Origin of the sequence: Streptomyces glaucescens, assembly GCF_002154375.1 — a bacterium.
Lineage (GTDB): Bacteria > Actinomycetota > Actinomycetes > Streptomycetales > Streptomycetaceae > Streptomyces > Streptomyces glaucescens.
Genome location: NZ_MUND01000153.1, coordinates 22477 through 40031 on the forward strand (window position 1 = coordinate 22477; position 17555 = coordinate 40031).

Sequence of the window (17555 nt, forward strand, 5' to 3'; positions counted from 1 at the left end):
CTGCCGGCCCAGGGGTGCTCACCGAGGGACGTCGGACACCTCGTCGCGGCGTGGCGTGACATGGAAGTCGAACGCGAGCGTCCCGGGGTCCAGGGCCGTCACCCCGCCGTCGACGGTGAGCACGGCACCATTCACATACGACGCCGCCGGGGACAGGAGCCAGCCGACAGCCTCCGCGACCTCACGCGGCTCACCCGGCCGGCCCAGCGGAAGGAGTCTGGTCACCTCCTCGTAACCGGCCCGCACGCCATCTCCCCCCAGGTCCGCTTCCGCGGCGAAGCGGGCCATGCGACGGTCGGCCATCTCGCTTCTCACCCAGCTCGGGCACACGATGTTGGCCCGCACTCCCTGACGCCCGTAATCGACGGCGACGGAACGGCAGAGCTGGAGCAAGGCCGCCTTGGACGTGGCGTACGGGACGTTGCTCGTGCCGTTGCGCAACGCGGAGACCGAGGCGACGGCGACGACCGCGCCCCTCGTCTCCAGCAAGTGCGGGATCGCCGCGCGCATGAGCAGCAGGGGGCCGGTGACGTTGGTGCGCATCACCTCGTCCCAGTCCTCCAACGACAAGTCGCCCACGGTCCCACCGCGCCCGATACCCGCGTTGAGCACGAGTCCGTCGAGTCGTCCGTGTGCGGCCAGGGCTGCTCGGACCAGACCGTCGGCGGCCTCGGGGTCTCCCACGTCGGACGGATGCGCGAGCACTCCGATCTCCCGTTCGAGACGTCGCAACGGCTCGCTCCGACGGCCGGAGACGACCACGTGGTGACCTCCTTCGCGGAGCAGCCGGGCGGTGGCCTCCCCGATACCCGTGCCTCCACCTGTCACGATGACAACTCGCTTGTCGGCCACTGCTCTCCGGCTCCTTACGCATCGCGGGACGCAGCCGAGCCTAGGACCCACTGATCCTTCACTGACGCCTTTGAGACAACGAGGCGGCCCGGCCCTCCGAGGGACTCGCCGTCTCACAGTGCCGCCCGACGCGAGTTCGAGCGGCTCCGCGACCGGCTTGCCGCAGTGTTCGACGGCGTGCGGGAGACGATCGTCAAGGTCGGCCACGGCGAGTGGCAGAACGTCACGCATGACACCAGCGCCGATCCGGTGACCGCGGCGCTGCGGGAGCTCTTCGACCGACTGACGTACGAGGGGTACGGGGACCGAGTCCAAGTGATCAGACACGCCGCCGAGTGGGACGGTTTCGCGGACGCGGATGCCGTCTACATAATCTGCGAGTACGACGATGACCGTACCCTCAGGGGCTTCACCAAGCCGGTCACCGGCATCACCGGCCTGCTCCGCAGTCTGGGCAAGCTCCCGGACTCGGCCGTCCAGGTCCTGAAGGCTCAATACGCCGGTCCCGGACCCGCCAACGGCTTCGCCGTGCACCCCCTTCTCGTACCGCTGATCAACGACTTGGCCGGGGACGACGAGGAGTGACCGGCCGCCTGTCCCTCCTCGCCGTCCGCCACCACACGATCAGCCGATGAGCTGCTCGCTGCGAGGCTCGGGGACGACGGTCGGCCCGCCGATGTCGGCTCGCCGGCCGTCGACGCGGCCCTGCCAGTAGCCCGTTCCCTTGAACTTCGTCGGACGAGCCTTGCCCAGCTTGGGGTAACGGTCGTTCAGACGTGCCTCCACCAAGGCCGAACGGTCCGCGAGGACCAGTGCCACACTGCGTCCCGCCCGTTCCGTGCCCTGCGCCGCCTTCTGCTCATGCTCCGCCTCGGTCCGCGCCGCCTCCTGCGCGGCCCTGACCCGGTCGGTCACTTCACGGATGAACCCGAGCATCCACGAACGCTTGTAGGCGCGCGCGTCCTCCCCCACCGGCCGGTGCGCGCGGTCCGCGCGGTCCGCTCCGTCCAGCATCTGCAGCCGCAGGCTGGCGAACAGGACCTCGACCGCCTGAATGTCACCCTCGTGACCGAAGAGATGGACGCGGTGCCGGTTCGCCTTGCCACCGGGGTAGACCGAGCGGCAGCGCATGGCCTCGGCGATCCAGCTGAGCAGCCGCCGCATCTCCTTGGCGTAGGGCGGGTGCACCCCGACGACCTTGTCCACGGGTCCGGCGGGGGCGTCCAGGTCGTGGAGCATGGCCTGCTCGATGCCGTACTTGGCCATGAGCTCCGTGGCCTTCGCGAGGAAGGCGCGGGCCTCCTCCTCCGTGGCAGCCCGGTCCTCCGCCTTGCGGAGCAAGGCTCGGACCTTGCCGAGCAGTTCGGGCGGAAGGGCGCCGTTCGCGGTGCGGCGGTCGGCGGATGAACCGCCCGGCTCGGTGGAGGGCTCCCCATCGGAACCGCCGTGCTCCGTACCGCCGGCCCCGCTGGTCTCGTCCGGTTGGTCCGTGCCCTCCTCCTCGTCCCGGGCGATGAGGTCGGCGAGGTCCTCCGGATCGGGAGCCAGCTCTGCCAGCGCGGCCAGGGCCCAGCGTCGGTAAGCCTTGGCATCGTCCTCCCGCACCTGGGCCCGGACTGCGCGCAGGGTGCGCACCGTTCCGTCCGCGTGGACGGTCAGGAACTCCAGCCTGGCGTGTCCGAGTTGCGCCAGCGCCAGAAGCGCGCACAGGTCCGAGGCGCTGTCCGGGTCGTAGGGGACGCCGATGCCGGGATCGGGGTACCAGTCCGCCGACTCGTCGGACTCGTCGAACAATCCCTCAAACAGGGAAAGGCCTGGCACCGTCACGTCGTCGTCGCCGGTCCGGACGCGGACGACGGAGGCCGACGGCCGACCCGAGTAGGCGAGGGCGGCCGCCTTCTCCTGAGGTGAGGTGACGATGTGGTACCAGACGGGCACCGAGCCCCGTACACCCTGCCAGGTCGTCTCTCCCCGCTCTCGGAGCTCCCGAGCCCGCCGTGCCACGTCCGCGCTCGGTGCCTCGTCCCGCCAGGCGTCGTCGTCCGACTGCACCTGCCAGTCGAGGAACGTGTCCAGGTAATCGGCGGCATTGCGGTGCGGGCCGGGCCTGCTGCCATCCAGGACCGCGCGCTCGCAGGTGGAAAGGGCGTCGACGACAGGTTGCAGCACCAGCGTCGCATAGCGCTTCACGGCCTCGGACAACTCCGCCAGGAAGGCCCGTGTGGCCTCGGACCCGCTTTCCTGCTGGACTCTGCGCCACGCTTCGAGCCGGTCGACACTGGCCTGCTGTTCGGCCAGCCACCTCAGGTGCCCCGCGCCCTGAAGGTGCTCCTCGCGCAGCAGCACGGCATCCTCGACGGCGGCGACCGTTCGGGGTGACCTGAGCACCGCGTGGGCCAGGAGTCTGAGTGGCTCGGGTTCCGAGGCGAAGAACGCGGCGGGCGTGACGAGCGTACGACCATGCCGCCGTGGCGCCTGTTCCGGCTCGTCGATGTCCCCGTTCCAGGGAATCTCCGCCGACCAGCGCGAGCTCCACTCGGCGAATTCCCGCGCCGGATCGCCGGTGCGCGGCTGATGCCGTCGCCACCACCACAGGGCCAACTCCTCCCATGCCGCGGCGTTCCACGACCAGACGGCCGGTTCACCCCAGGCAGCCAGCCGGGAGCGGAGCTCCCGGGCCGCTCCCGGCAGGTCATGACGGTGGCTGCCGGGGATCAGCCGTTCCAGCATGCGGCTGGTCTCCGCCACGGGCTCGGCACGCGCCTCGTGCGCGGCCACCCTGGCCAAGGTGGCCGCGGCGGCGAGGCGCCGATTCCCCAGGTCGTCCGGCAGCAGGTCGTAGAGCCCCGTGCAGGCGGCCTCCAGCATGTCGGCGAGGTCATCGATCCTGCCGGCGATCCAGTCTCTTCGCGCCTGCCTGAACCACTCGGCCGACGATCCGTCCGCGTAGCCGTCCGTCATGTGCCCCCTCCTCAAGATCCCCTGTCCGCGTGAAGGCCATCCTAGGAAGACGGACCGTGAGCGATCACATCCGTATCGTCAGTGCCGGCCTCCTCGTCGACGTCCGCCTGGCCGCAGTGGTGGCTCAGCGCCCAGGGCTCGACCTTGCTGTAGGCCGTGCCGTTGAGGACGGAGGTGGAGACCCGTCGTCTCCGAGGTGCGCAGCGCCTACGACGGCAGTGCCTATGGCGCCGCGCCGACGAAGGGCGACGAGACCGCCACGGCCAAGCTCACCAAAGGACAGGGGAGCGTCTCCATCACCTCTGCACAAGTCGCAAAGCAGCGGATCAGCGAGTCGATGAGCGCGCGTCGTGTTCATCTGTTGCCACTTCGGTAACAGGCCGAACACAACCGGCCTCGCCTGAGGGCCCAAGAAAAGTGCGGGTCAGAGCGCCTTTGCAGCAGGCTCCAGAATCGCCACGCACTCCACGGATGCGTCATCGGAATGATCTCGACCTGGGCGAGCTACGGAAAATCCCAGGTCAGATCCGCTCTCTTGGCTCGCTGTCCCGCGTGCGGGCACCCAGAGCGTCAAACGAGCGTCATGGCCGATAATCCGTCCCTTCTCCTCAGGACAGAGCAAGCTGCCAGACCGGCTCCCTGACAGGCTGACCGGAAGAAGTTCCGCCGACGTCTGTCGGAGGCGCTGAACTCGTTGCACGGCCCCCAGGAAGTCGTGGAGCTACTGCTGCACATGGCCGGGTTGGAGATGACGTCGTACTGCACGGGGCAGGCCTCGCCGACGCATGGGGATGTACCGCCCGTTCTGCACGGGGCTTGCGCGAACAGTGAGGGCCAGGGGATACGGCGGGACGATGGCGATCACTTCCGCCATTGGCCGCGTCCAGCTCCGGCACGTCCATCACACGGCTGCCTATACCGTGCGGGCGCACCGCCTCGTGACCAGTCCCGCCAGGACCGGTATGTCGCCGCCCAGAACCCTGCGCCCCGCGCGGACCCTGGTGAGCCCTCAGGAGAACCACCGACACCTTACTGAGCGTCTGTTCTACGGTGCCACCAGTGAGCCGCGGACGAGGGAGGGACCGTGGAGCAGCCCAGGACGGCGTTGGCCGAGCGGATTGCCGAGCGGAGGGCGGGGGTCGGTGACCCTCGCACATTGGTGGGTGAGATGCGGCGCTCGGTCCTGCTGGTGCCCGTCTCCGACGGGGGCTTGTGGTCGGCGCGTTCGGGCGGGGTGCGGTGGATCTGCGGGTTCACGGACGAGGTGGCACTGGCCCGGTTCGCCGTGCACCACGGGCCGGGTGACCGGCCGATGGACCACGCGGCGCTCCTGGGCGCGCGCATCGTCGACGAGATCGTGCCCTCGCTGGGCGAGCCCGCCGGTCTCGCGGTGGACATCGCCACCGATGACGGGTCGATGTTCTTCCCGCCGGTCACCGGGATCGTCCCGGACGGTGTCGCCGTCGACCGTGACGTGCAGGCCGAGGGGGACGGCCGTGGGTGGTGAGGGGAAGGACCTGAACTTCGACAAGGCGGCGGTGGCCAGGTTCACCAAGGGTGTGGGCGCCACCATCGACGGGCTGGGCGATCTGGGCGGCGCGACCGGTTCGGTGATGGGTAAGGGCTTCTCCGAGCTGTCGATGACGGGGATGGAGGCCGGGCACCACGGTCTGTCGGTCGACTTCGAGGACTTCTGCGAGCGCTGGGAGTGGGGCGTACGCGCCCTGGTGCACGACGCCAGTGAGATCGCCGGCCGTCTGGGGCTGGCCGCGGGCACCCAGTGGGAGCACGACCAGTACGTCCAGGGTGCGCTGAAGGTCGGCGTGAACGCCGTGATGGGCGGTAACCCCCACGCCTCCGAGGAGGAGATCACCCGGCAGGGCTGGGGGGACGTCTTCACGCCCGACGCCCTCGATCCGGACTGGAGCGCGGAGTCGTTCGACCGGGCCGGTCAGGAGATGGCGCAGACCTGGAAGGACACCGGCCGCACGGTCCTGACCGAGGGGCAGGGCGGCCGGCAGTCGCAGATCCTCAACGACGCGCTCGGCATCTCCGACGACCAGTGGGACCGGGCGCTGGACGACACCTTCGGCCCGTCACCGCAGGAACGGGCCAGGCAAGCGCAGCAGCAGGGTGACATCGGGGGCAGCTGAGCATGGGCATCGGCGACTTCATCAGTGACATCACGCCCGACTCGGTGGAGAACGCCGTCGAGGACGGTGTCGAGTGGGTCGGCAACCGGGTCGAGGACGCCGGGAAGTGGACGGCCGACCGGCTGGACGACGTCGGCTGGGAGTCCGGTGCGGACTGGGTGCGCGAGCAGTCCCGCTCGGTCGCCAACCGGATGGGCGCCGAGGTCGACGAGATGGACCTCGGGCAGACCGAGGACAAGACGAAACTGATCTACGGCAGCCCGGACAAGCTGCGCTCCACCGCCCAGAAGCTGCGCGGTTTCCAGAAGGCGTTCGACGACGCGACTACACCTACGACGACCGCGACCGCGTCATCGCCGAAGGAGGCGAAGCCGGCCACGTCCAGATCACCCTCACCTACACCGACCCCGACCCCGAAACCGGCCACCGCACCACCACCCTCACCACCGCCGACGGCCACACCACCCGCCACCGCATCGACCACCACTGCCGGGTGATCGCCACCACCGACCCCCTCGGCCACACCACCCGCTACACCTACGACACCCACGGCAACCTCCTGACCCGCACCGACCCACTCGGTCGCACCACCGTCTATGCCTACGACGAGGACGGCTGGCTCGTCGCGGTCACTCGGCCCGACAGCACCGTCCTGCGCATCCTGCGCGGCCCGCTCGGACTTCCGGTGGAGTTCCACGAGCCGGACGGCATCCGCCGCACACAGGAATTCGATGAGCGCGGCAATCGGATCCGGGTCACCGATGCGGCCGGCCACGCCACCTGCTATGCCTACGACGACGCCGGCCGCCTCATCTAGGTCACCGACGCCCTCGGCGCCACGACACAGGTGGTCTCCGACGCCGCGGGCCGGCCGGTTGAGATCACCGACCCGGCCGGCGGCACCACCCGCGTGGGCCGCGACGCTCTCGGCCGGCTCGTCAGTATGGTCGACCCCGTGGGAGGAGTCACCCGTCTCACCAGGAACGCCGACGGGCATCTCGCCTGTCGTACGGCCCCGGACGGCGCCACCGAGTCATGGACCTACGACGGCGAGGGCAACTGCCTGACTCACATCTCCCCGGCTGGGGGAGTGACCCGGTTCGAGTACACCCATTTCGACCTCCTTGCTGCCCGCACCGGGCCGGACGGCGCCCACTACGCGTTCGAGTACGACACCGCCCTACGCCTCACCCACGTCACCAACCCACAAGGCCTCGGCTGGAACTACGAGTACGACGCTGCCGGCCGTCTGGTCTCAGAGACCGACTTCGACGGACGCACCATCGGCTACCGCCTCGACGCGGCGGGGCAGTTAACCGCGCGGACCGACCCGCTCGGTGACGTCATCTCCTTCACCTACGACGAGTTGGGCCGCGTCACCTCCAAAACGTCCGCCGGTCGCACTACCGGCTACGCCTACGACCCGGCAGGGCGTCTCCTGCGGGCATCCGGTCCGGACGGCGACCTGATCCGGCAGTACGACCGACGCGGCCTGCTCAAGACAGAACTGATCGACGGCCGCGCCACCACCTACCGTTATGACGCCGCGGGCCGTCGCGTGGGACGTATGACTCCCACCGGCCATCTCACCACCTACACGCATGACGCTGCGGGCCGCCCCGACCTCCTGACCACCGGCGGTCACCAGGTCACCTTCACCCATGACGTGGCAGGCCGTGAGCTGTCACGCGTCTTCGGCTTTCTCACCGTCAGCTCGGCCTGGGACGAGGCTGGGCGTCTGTCCGCCGAGAGCCTGACCGCTGACGGACGCATTCTCAACAGCCGCACCTACACCTACCGCGCCGACGGCCACCTTTCCGTGGTTTCCGATCAATTGTCGGGCGTCCGGAACTTCGAACTCGACCCGGCTGGCCGCGTCACCGCCGTAACCGCCGACGGCTGGAGCGAACGGTACGCCTACGACGCGAGCGGCAACCAAGTCTCCGCCTTCTGGCCTGCCTCCCACCCCGGCCAAGAGGCCACTGGACCCCGGACGTACCACGGTACGTCCCTCACCCGCGCCGGAAGTGTGCGGTACGAACACGATGCACTCGGCCGCGTCACCCTGCGCCAGAAGACCCGCCTCTCCCGCAAACCCGACACCTGGCGCTACGAGTGGGACGCCGAGGACCGCCTCATCTCCGTCACCACCCCCGACGGCACCCGGTGGCGCTATCGCTACGACCCCTTGGGCCGCCGCACCGCCAAGCAACGCCTCGCTTCCGATGGCGAAAGGGTCGTCGAGGAAGTCCGCTTCACCTGGGACGGCACCACCCTGTGCGAGCAGATCACAGCATCGCAGGACGTACCCAACCCCGTGGCGCTCACTTGGGACCACCGCGGCCTGACCCCTCTGACCCAAACGGAACGCATCCTCACTGCGGATGCCCGCCAGGAGGAGATCGACCGGCGCTTCTTCGCCATTGCCACCGACCTCGTCGGTGCCCCCACCGAGCTCATCGACGAGTCAGGCGACATCGCCTGGCGCACCCGCAGCACCCTGTGGGGCACCACCGCCTGGACCCGCTCCAGCAACGCCTACACTCCCCTGCGCTTCCCCGGTCAGTACCACGACCCCGAAACCGGCCTCCACTACAACTACTTCCGCCACTACGACCCCGAGACCGGCCGTTACACGGCTCCGGACCCCCTCGGCCTCACTCCCGCACCCAACCCGGTCACCTACGTCGACAACCCCCACGCACGTGCCGACCCACTGGGGCTGTCGCCGAACTACCAAGTGGGCCAGACTCTGGGCGACACATCAAAGCTGAGCGGGTGGATCCCGGCCAAGGTTCCAGTGGAATCTGAGGCGGTCCTCCGCGACATTCGCGAGTTCGGTGTGGAGGCTCAGGGCGCGGGTCCTCAGCTCATGGGACCGTCCATCCCCAAGCCATTCGAGAACAGTGGGAGGAACGGCGCCTACAAACTCCCAGAATTCGACAGCCAGGGGAACGCGATCCGGTACACGGAGTGGGGCACGGTACAGTCGATCGACAACCCGAAATGGGGCGGCGAGAGGATCGTGACCGGGTCGGACGGATCTGCGTACTACACTCCAACCCATTATCAGACGTACATCGTGATGGAGACCGGCAGATGAGCAACGCCACCTGGTGGGAACGGCACGAGGCAGAAGTCAGTGTCGTCCCGACCGACTCCACGCTCACTGTTGTGCACGCACTGCCTCCCACCGGGCTGATCTACTCGGCCCGGATGCGAGGACGGGAGATGCACGACTCCGATGGGGTGTTCACCCAGTTCTACGAGGCACTGCGCCTCCCGGACTACTTCGGCTGGAACTGGAACGCACTGCGGGACTGCCTGACCGATCTCCACTGGATCAGCGCCAAGCATTTCCTTCTCACCATCGATGACGCCGATGTCGCACTTTCCGACAGTGCCGAAGAGCGCAAAATCCTCCTGCGCGCCATGAACGACGCCGTGAAGTTCTGGGCAGCAAAGCCCGAGCTCCCGGGTCAGGAGAAAATCACATTCCAGGTCGCGCTGCTGTGCCCGCCCGATACGCGGGAGGAGATATTCCGTGAAATCAGGGCCTGTTGAGATCCCTTTGAAATTTCGCCACAAACTCTGTCGAGTGCCAGGCGGCCTGGGCAATGGCACGATGCGTTTGAGCTGAGGGTGACGTGCTGGAGGCTCGCCGGTGCGACGGTGACGGCGGGGCGGAAGGACGCCTGGTGTACTTGATACAGGGCGCCGTCGGAGAATTTGGTGGCGATGAGAAGCGGTTGGTCTCCTGGGTGCAGGCGGTCAAGCGCTCGACGGTGACTGCTGCGTTCAGACTCTGCATATCGACGGCGAGTGCGGCGCCAAAGCCGTCGACCAGCGACGGCTGGGACAGACTGGGCGCCGACACGCCGGACCACGAGCCGTCGCCGGGTGCACCCTTGGCTCACCGCTGCTCGGACGGCAGGGCAATCGCGGAATGCTGCCTACAGAAGAACGAGCCTGGCTCCGGACTCCGGCCCTGAGTCGATGGCGAGGAAGAAGTCGTCACTCCCCACTGCTCGCTGGAACTCCGGGGCCGTCGAGCAGCACCGTGTCCGGCTCGGCGTCCCTACATACCTTGAGTCAGCGCCGGGAGAGGGGAAGACCGCGCCGTCACCCCGGCGCAGCCCGTGGAACGCCAGGCCGGACGTCGTTCAGGCTCGCGGCCACGACTGGCCCGGTCGGCCCGTCCGCACCGGCGGCAGGGCAGGGGAAGCGCCCCGCAGGAGCACCGTTCCTGGTGGCGACAGCTACCGCGCAGAGCCGCCAGCCCTCTGCCCACCGGCGGTCCGTCGAGAGCCTGCACGGAGAACCTGCGAGTCAGGAACCCTTCCCAGCGGGCTCCAGAATCGCCACGCACTCCACGTGATGCGTCATCGGAAAGATGTCGCACGACAAGGGAGTGGAGGAAGTACGAGGTCAGAGGGCGTTCATCGATCCTTCGAGTGGACTGCTGGGGCCCTGGAGCGTCGATCGAGCGTCATGACTGCCAAGGCGAGAGGGGGCTGCTCGCCAATGGCTCGGTACCGGTCGGATCGGCGCCCGCCGCACTCGCGAAATGCGCCTCAGCGGACCCCCGTCCAAGGTCCGTGAGCAAGTCGTCCAGCACCGTTTCCTCCTCGACCCGGACACTGCGCTCGGCGAGAGCGACGGCCAGGGCAGGGTCCCAGGGAGTTGCGGCAGGCGGGCCCGTCAGGTTCGGGGCTTCGGCCGCTGCGGTCACTGCTGCTCGGTAATCGGCGGCCGTGTAGCGCCACGGCCGCCAAGGGACGCTTCGTGCCAGTGCGGCGGCGATGCGCACACCGCCCCAGTCGAAATCGCCGTGGTAGAGAAGGCAGGCTCCTCGCATGGACAGGTCGCGCAGCAAGGTGAGCGCGGCGGCCGAAGGTTGTCCTTGGAGGCACACCATGGGCGGGCATGCCGGGCCGAGAGTGTCGGCGGCGGCGGACAGCACGGCCGGGTTCTCGCAGATGTGAACCGTTCCCGTCGTTGGAACGGAGGCAACTGGTGCGCTACGGGTGAGGGAGCGGAGGGTCATCACCGCCGGCTCCCCGGCGTCGGCCATCCAGTCGAGGAATGGTGTACCGCGTAGGTTGAGGGTGAGGACGGTCGACGACAGGTCGTCCTTGAGCAAGCCCGCGGAGGCCCACGCCTCCCGCCGCCACTGCGCACCGGAGCCGTCGGGGAAGCCGGTGAGGCAACGGATACCGGACAGGACGAGAGTGGCGAGCGGCGTCCCGTCGTCCAGGGCATGGGCGCCCGAAAGGTTCCGTGCCGCGAACGTCGCCCGCGATGTCGGGGGTGATGCGGGCAGCGCGCGCAACGCGCGCACGGCGGCCTCCACCAGGGAGCCCGCGGCCTCAGGTGTACGGGCGAGGCGCCGTACGAGACCGTCACTGCGGATCCGCTCGGCCCAGCGGGCCAGCTCCCCGTCGAGGATGCCGAGCGGGGCGTACGCCTCGTTCCAGGCCCGTTCCTCCCTGTTCCGTGTCTCGGCGTGGAGTGTGACCGGGCCGGTGAGGGCGACAACGGCCGCCGCCAGTCCGTCGGGGCTGACACGTGAGCGACGCAGGATCTCATCCACGGTGGCGAGGCGGATGCTGAGGGAGCCACTGGATCGTGGCACCCGTCCCAGCAGGAGATCGGCGGCCTGCCGTTGGGATTCGTCGGGATCGGACAGGGTGACGGAGCCGGTGAGCGGCCGGCCGCGGACCATACGCTGCCGCACGCGGTCGACGAACCAGGCAAGGCCGGGATCGCCGAGCAGGCGCCCGAGGCGCTCGGTATCGACGTCGGTCCGGGCTTCTGCCGGTGGCGGCACAGCCGGCACCACGTCCGCGGTGGCGGCCGGCGGTGTCGTGCGTCCGGCCGCCGGCCGGCCTCCGTCGCGGTCAGGCGGGGTCGCCGGACGGGTCACGTCCACAGGGCCCCCTGTCCGCCGACGCTGTCGACCACGGGGGTCCGTCCGGGCTCGCCCAGAGGACTCACCGGCCCGGCGGGCGTTTCGCCGGAGTCACCGGCACCGGCAGCCGTCCCGAGCGCGTCCAACCGGGCACCGGGCTCCGTGCCGCGCCGCCGTTCGCTGCCGTCCCATTCCCACCGCGTCACCAGTACGGCGTCGATGTCGTCGACGCGGGAGAGCTGGGCGATGGCGATGCCCGGCACCTGGGGGTAGCAGGCCCATTCGCGTTCGCTGGTCATGACGACGTCGAGGTCGAAGGCGCGGAGCAGGCCGAGGCACTTGGCGCGCGAGTCGTCGTCGACGCCGGCGAACGCCTCGTCCAAAGTGACCAGGCGCGGGGCGTGCGCACCGCCCGCGCTCGCGTAGTGCGAGGATGCGGCGGCGAACAAGGGTACAGAGGCGGCCAGTACGCGCTCCCCGCCCGAGGCGGGTCCGGTGGCGGGCACCCACTTGCCGTGCTGGTGGCGTTCGACGCCGAACTCGTGCCAGGACCGGTAGTCGAGGGCCGCGGTGAGGTCTTCCAGCCAGCTGCCGGTGCTGTCGTCGGCCTGCCGGTGGGCGATCTGCTCCTGGAGGAACGCGCCGACCGCGGCCCGGTCCTCGGGCGACCATGCGTCGGCGGACTGACGCAACCGTTCCCGGGCCTGGGCCAGTCCCTGCGGGGCCCGGCGGGACGCTCTCCACACCAGTCGGAGCTTCATGCCCGTGGAGGTCGGACGCTCCTCCAGCTCCCTGTTCATGGCGGCCACCTGCCGTTCGGCCGCACCGATCAGTTCCTGGAGCGTCCCGGCGACCTCGGTGATCAGATGGGTCTGGAGGATCTCGCGCTCGCGTGCGGAGAGGATGCGGGTCAGTTCCGCGACCTCCACGGCCAGTGCCTCGGCGAGTTCGGGCACGCCCCGTTCCCGCCCCTGGTAGACGATGTCGACCCGCATGCCGTCCTCGCTCGGGCGGGCGGTGGCGGTGTGGCCGTGCCGCGACAGGGCGTCCTGGAGCCTGCCGAACTCCTCGCTCAGCCGCTTCTGCACGCGCTCCCAGGCCGCGTCGGTGTCGTCGGTGGAGGAGAGCCGGGACTCCACGGCCCGTGCGAGGGCGATGGCGGGGGTCGCCGCCCATGTCCCTCCGCCGTCGTCCGGTACGTCGATGTCGGGCAACGCCACGGCGAGCAACCCCGTCGCGGCGAACCGCTGTAGCGCAGCAACGGCTTCCTCCCGCGCGGTGGTCGCCTCGGTGACGTCCTCGGCAAGCCGCTCGATGCGTCCCTCGGCGCGGCTGGCCCGCCGGTCGGCGTCACCGTACTCCGCCCGGGCCTGCCGCTGTTCCTGCTCACAGGCCCGGGCCGCCTCGGCCGTCTCCTCCAATTGCCGCTGAAGCTCGGCGACGGCCGCTCCGACGGTGGAGCGGAGCGTCGTGAGGTGTTCGTCCGCCGCCGCGGCCACCCGAGCCGCCTCCGTGGCGCGCTCGGCGAGTTCGGACACGAGGAGGTCGGCCCGGCTGGTCTCCTCCCGCTCAGCGGTCACCGCGCGCTCGGCCTCCGCGCGTTCGCGCAATGCAGGCCACAGGGCCGCCAGGAGGGCGGTGTGGTCGGCGAGCGCCTGGCGAACGGCGCCCAGTGCCGTCTGGTCGGTGGGGAGATTCAGGGCGGCCGCGGTGTCGGCGAGTTCGGTTGCCGCGCGCTCGGCTCGTCGCGCCGCCGGAGCCAGTTCCGCGGCCCGTTCGTCTCGCCGGGCGCGGGCGCGGCGGACAGCTTCGGCCGCGGCGGTGACGCGTGCGTGGGCGTGCCGCAGGTCGTCGTCGCCGGGCAGTGCGGCGAGTTCGGCGTCCAGCACGGCACGGCGCCCGGCCACGGCGCGGGACTCCTCGGCCAGCCGCTCCCGCTCCGCTGTCAAGCCGTGCATCTCGGCGCGCAGTTCTGCGATCCGGACGCGACGTGCCTGCTCCCGCGCTCCTTCCCCCACGTACTGGGCGCTGTCCTTGGCCCAGCTGCCGGTGAGCGCCCCGACGCGGAAGCGACCGTCCGCACAGACCCAGGTGTCGTGGTCACCGGCCTCCCAGGAAACCTCGCCAGGCCCGTCATCGCCGACCGCGGCCAGCCCGATCGAGGCGAGCAGACGCGCGACCGTCTCCTCCCCCACGGCTGCGGCCCCCGCGTCCGCGAGATCGACCGCCGGGCAGAGCGCGCGGTCGAGGCCGGTCCCGCCGAGCAGACCGACCGGGTCGAGCAGCACGTCGTGGCCGTCCGGCACGACCGCGGAGCCGTCCGGCCGCACCCAGGCGTCGAGAAGCCCCGACGCCTCCAGAGCAGCTTCCAGTCCCGCGCGTTCGGCCTCGGTGACGTGCGTACGGAAGTCGACCAGCCGCCACAGCGGAGCGCCGAGGCCCCGGTCCCGCACGCCGGGTGTGCGCGTGTAGGGGCCCGACGGGCCTCGCTCTCCGCCCGTTTCGAGGGCGATCAGTTCGTCCACCGCCAGCCGCTGCCGCTCCGCCGTCGCCTCCTCGCGGTGGGCCAGCAGGGCCGCTCGGTCGGCCAGACGCGACGCGGCGGCGCGATGGGCCTCGGCTGCCGCGTTCCGGGCCGGCAGCGGGCCGTCCAGAGAGCGGACCCAGTCCTGTACGGCGTCCAGGACCCCCGGCAGCCCGGGCACCCGCAGCTCCACATATCCGGAGAATCGCTCCCGCACGGCCGTGACAAGCGCCCGCCCCTCCCGGGCGACGTTCTCCTCCGCCTCAGCCAGCCGCTCCTCGGCGTGCACGACCTCCTCGTCGGCCTCGTCGGCGCGCAGCCGGGCGGCCCGGTGCCGCTCCTCCGCCTGCTCCGCGCGCGTCGCGAGTTCCGCCACGTGCTCGACAGCGCGCCGCCTGCTCGCGGTCGCCTCGTCCGCCTTCCGGCGCAGAACCGCGTCGGGGGCGCCCTCCGTCCGGGGGACGTCGAGCCGGGCGGCCGCGGCGCTCTCGACCACCCGGTCCCGGATGCTGTCCAGCGCCTCCCGGGCGGCGGTGAGCCGGTTGCCCGCGGTGGCGAGCCGGCCCAGGGCCCGGGTATGCGCCTCGGCCGCCGTACGCCGGTCCGCCTCGGCCCGCTTCAGCTCCACGGCCCTGCGGGAGGCGTCGTCCGCCGCCCGGTCGAGCGCGCGGGCATCACGCATCTCGGGCCGGGACCGCAGCGTGGCGTCCTGGGCGGCCAGCCGCGCGGCCTGCTCGTCGAGGGCGGTGCCCCTCGCGCGGGCCTCCTCGCGGTCCGCCACGGCGTGGTCCCGGTCCGTCTGCGCTTTGGCGAGTTCCCGTTGCAGGTTCTCGTACCGGGCGTGTTCGCGGCGCGGCAGGCGGGCGCGGCGCCGGGACGCGAGGCGGGCGTAGCGCCGGTAGTGGTCGAGGAACGCCGAGGACGCCTGTTCGGCCTCGCGGGCCGCCCGAAGTTCCTCCTTCTCCTCGTCCAGCGACCGGAACGCCTCCGCAGCGTCGGCGACGACCGCCTGGTCCATCGGCGGCAGAGACTCGGTCAGGGCCCGGGACAGGGCGGCCTCGCTGGGGCGCTTGGACAGCTGGGGCTGGCGCAGCTGGATCAGGAGGTCGACGAGGGCGCCGTAGCGCCGCTCCCCCAGCCCGAAGAGGGCTTCGTCGACCGCCCTGCGGTAGGCCTTCGCCGTGTCGTACACCATGCCGTGACCGCCGACCGCCTCAGCGAGCCGGTCCCGGGACAGTGCCGTCCCGGTCGCGTCCAGCAGGTCGAGGCCCGCGCCGATCCGCTGGTCGGTGACCGCGAACCAGTGGCGGGCGATCCCGCGTCCGGCGACCGCCTTGAGCCCGCACAGCAGCGTGCGGAAGTGCGCCTCGCCCGTGGTGCCGTCGAGTCGTCCGAACTCGATCCAGGTGTAGCCGAGTCGTTCGGGGTGCGGGTGCGCGCCGCCCAGGAGCAGGTTCCACTCCATGCGCTTGCCCGGGTCGCCGTCGGGTTCGACGCGGCGGGCGGACAGGTCGCCGTCCAGGAGGAACGGCAGGGTGAGGGCGAGCACCTTCGACTTGCCGGTGCCGTTGTTGCCGCGCAGCAGCAGCCGGCCGTCGCGGAACCAGAACTCCTCGATGTCGTAGTGGAAGAGGTCGACGAGTCCGATGCGCAAGGGCCGCCACCGGCCGGGCGCGGGAGCGGGGAGCGCGGGGCCGGACGACTGGGGGCCGGGGAACGCGGTCACGGGGCAGTTCACCTTTCGTCCTGCACGGCCTGCATGGGCTGCACGAGCGGCGGGGTCTGCTCGGTCGTGGCGGGCCGGCGGGCCCGTCCGGGTTCCCTGACGACGGGCTCGCCGACCGCGTACCGCGCGAGGGCGGGCCGCGGTACGACGCCCCGTTCGGTGCGCTCGGCGAGTCCCAGCGCCACCAGCTTGGTCAGTGCCTGCTCGACGAGTTCGGGCTCCGCGCCCGGTTCCCTCGCCGACTTGGACCAGAACCCGCCGTGTTCAACGGCCAGTTCCCTTACGCGGGCCGCAAGCTCCGCCGGTTCGACGGGCCCGGCCGCCCGGGCCAGGTGGCCCGCCAGCAGCAGGGTGATGTGACCGTGGGTGCCCTGTTCCGGCATGCGCGTGTCCGTGAGGTCGTCCATCGGGTCGACCATGGCGATGCCCTCGGCCCGGACCTCCGGGACGAGTCCCGTCAGCTCGTTGATGCGGGCGGTGATGAAGCCTCGCTGCCGGGTGAGGTAGGCCAGTTCTTCGTCGGTCAGGTCGTCGTAGTACAGGACCGGGTCGTCCAGGAGGATGCGGGTCAGCTTCCAGCGGACCGCCCGGAACCTGAGCTCGTCGCTGTCGAGCGCGGTCCACGCGGTCATCTCCACCAGGCGCTCCTCGAAGCCCTCGGCCTCGACCATGGAGGGACCCCGCAGGGACGCGGGCATCCCGGCCAGCACGCGCCGCCGCACGTCGTACAGCACGTCGCCCGATCCGCTGACGTAGGCGTCCTCGTCGCCGGCCACCCGCCGCAGCACCCCGAGCCGCAGCAGCAGGCGGACGACGGCCGCGAGGTCGAGGCGCTCGTCGCGCCGCTCCAGAGTGAATGTGATCCCGGCGGCGACGAGTTCGGGATCGGCGGCGGCCAGGACGACCTGCTCGGCGAGACGTCCGAGCGCCACCTGCGACTCGCCCCGTTCCAGTGCGGCCAGGGCCAGGCAGAGCAGGACGTAGCGGCGGCGGGTGAAGGGGAGGGCGCTGCGGGCGGCCTCACGCGCCGGGTGCGTGGCGTCGGTGAGGGTGCCCGGCGTCTTGCGCAGCCGTGCGGCGTCGGCGTCCGTGCGCAGCGTCCAGCCGACGTTCCGTTCGAACCACTCCCGCAGTTCGGCGGTATGCCGGCGCACCAGCCGGAACTCGTCGGCGTGCGGTCCGTCGGCGGTGAGCAGCGGCTCCTTCAGCAGGGCGCGTGCGGCCTTCTGGAGGTCGGCCTGCCGCTGGCCGTCGAGGATTTCGGCAAGGGGGCCGCTCATCGGTCCTCCGCGAGCTGGGGAGCGGCGTCCCGTCGGGGGGCGGGGAGGGGAACGGGTGCCGACGCCAGTGCGGCGCGGTGGCCCTGCCCCGCCGTGAGGTCGACGATGTCGATCAGGTGGTCGGGGCCGCTGAACACACCGTCGGGGG

At 70.8% G+C, this 17555-nt stretch carries 10 protein-coding genes and 2 pseudogenes; 7 read left to right on the top strand and 5 right to left on the bottom strand.

Annotated features, from left to right (window positions below):
• Positions 1 to 18 precede the first annotated feature (18 nt).
• Positions 19 to 852 (bottom strand): SDR family NAD(P)-dependent oxidoreductase, encoded by an 834-nt coding sequence (locus CCN42_RS11655; protein WP_086735169.1) that lies wholly within the window; start codon positions 850 to 852, stop codon positions 19 to 21.
• Between the two features lie 177 nt (positions 853 to 1029).
• Between CCN42_RS11655 and CCN42_RS11660 the strand changes: the two genes are divergently transcribed.
• Complete coding sequence (locus tag CCN42_RS11660; RefSeq protein WP_143661895.1) at positions 1030 to 1437, top strand: hypothetical protein; 408 nt, start codon at positions 1030 to 1032, stop codon at positions 1435 to 1437.
• A 39-nt stretch (positions 1438 to 1476) separates the two neighbouring features.
• Here CCN42_RS11660 and CCN42_RS11665 read toward each other — a convergent pair whose 3' ends face one another.
• Positions 1477 to 3813: a DUF2786 domain-containing protein gene (locus CCN42_RS11665; protein ID WP_086735173.1), complete on the bottom strand. Its 2337-nt coding sequence runs from the start codon at positions 3811 to 3813 to the stop codon at positions 1477 to 1479.
• 196 nt (positions 3814 to 4009) lie between these two features.
• Here CCN42_RS11665 and CCN42_RS42090 point away from each other — a divergent pair, with 196 nt between their 5' ends.
• The 6 genes and pseudogenes from CCN42_RS42090 to CCN42_RS11685 all read left to right on the top strand — a co-directional run bounded on the left by CCN42_RS42090 (position 4010) and on the right by CCN42_RS11685 (position 9530).
• Entirely contained in the window at positions 4010 to 4189 is a 180-nt protein-coding gene (locus tag CCN42_RS42090) for a hypothetical protein (RefSeq protein WP_143661896.1), read from the top strand.
• A gap of 792 nt (positions 4190 to 4981) precedes the next feature.
• A complete protein-coding gene (locus tag CCN42_RS11670; protein ID WP_422641158.1) occupies positions 4982 to 5320 on the top strand; it encodes an SseB family protein in 339 nt (112 codons plus the stop codon).
• Positions 5310 to 5966, top strand: a complete 657-nt coding sequence (locus CCN42_RS11675) for a hypothetical protein (protein WP_086735177.1) — start codon at positions 5310 to 5312, stop codon at positions 5964 to 5966. The genes CCN42_RS11670 and CCN42_RS11675 overlap by 11 nt, the downstream gene beginning before the upstream one ends.
• Before the next feature lie 2 nt (positions 5967 to 5968).
• Positions 5969 to 6232: pseudogene (locus CCN42_RS45860) on the top strand (putative T7SS-secreted protein); the annotation flags it as partial.
• Between the two features lie 50 nt (positions 6233 to 6282).
• Positions 6283 to 8697 (top strand): annotated as a pseudogene (locus tag CCN42_RS11680) (RHS repeat-associated core domain-containing protein); the annotation flags it as partial.
• Between the two features lie 368 nt (positions 8698 to 9065).
• A complete protein-coding gene (locus CCN42_RS11685) occupies positions 9066 to 9530 on the top strand; it encodes a barstar family protein (protein WP_086735179.1) in 465 nt (154 codons plus the stop codon).
• 925 nt (positions 9531 to 10455) lie between these two features.
• On the opposite strand, the gene CCN42_RS11690 is transcribed toward CCN42_RS11685, so the two are convergent.
• The 3 genes from CCN42_RS11690 to CCN42_RS11700 form a co-directional block, all read right to left on the bottom strand.
• Positions 10456 to 11703, bottom strand: a complete 1248-nt coding sequence (locus tag CCN42_RS11690) for a TIGR02679 family protein (protein WP_245877244.1) — start codon at positions 11701 to 11703, stop codon at positions 10456 to 10458.
• Positions 11704 to 11888: 185 nt separating this feature from the next.
• Entirely contained in the window at positions 11889 to 16127 is a 4239-nt protein-coding gene (locus CCN42_RS11695; protein WP_086735188.1) for a TIGR02680 family protein, read from the bottom strand.
• Between the two features lie 8 nt (positions 16128 to 16135).
• On the bottom strand, positions 16136 to 17407 hold the full coding sequence (locus CCN42_RS11700) for a TIGR02678 family protein (protein ID WP_086735181.1): 1272 nt from the start codon (positions 17405 to 17407) through the stop codon (positions 16136 to 16138).
• Positions 17408 to 17555: the final 148 nt, after the last annotated feature.

Excerpts from the sequence above, each read along its gene's own strand:
- CCN42_RS11670 (WP_422641158.1), top strand. The coding sequence starts at position 4,982 with ATGCGGCGCTCGGTCCTGCTGGTGCCCGTCTCCGACGGGGGCTTGTGG.
- CCN42_RS11700 (WP_086735181.1), bottom strand. The coding sequence starts at position 17,407 with ATGAGCGGCCCCCTTGCCGAAATCCTCGACGGCCAGCGGCAGGCCGAC.
- CCN42_RS11685 (WP_086735179.1), top strand. The coding sequence starts at position 9,066 with ATGAGCAACGCCACCTGGTGGGAACGGCACGAGGCAGAAGTCAGTGTC.
- CCN42_RS11665 (WP_086735173.1), bottom strand. The coding sequence starts at position 3,813 with ATGACGGACGGCTACGCGGACGGATCGTCGGCCGAGTGGTTCAGGCAG.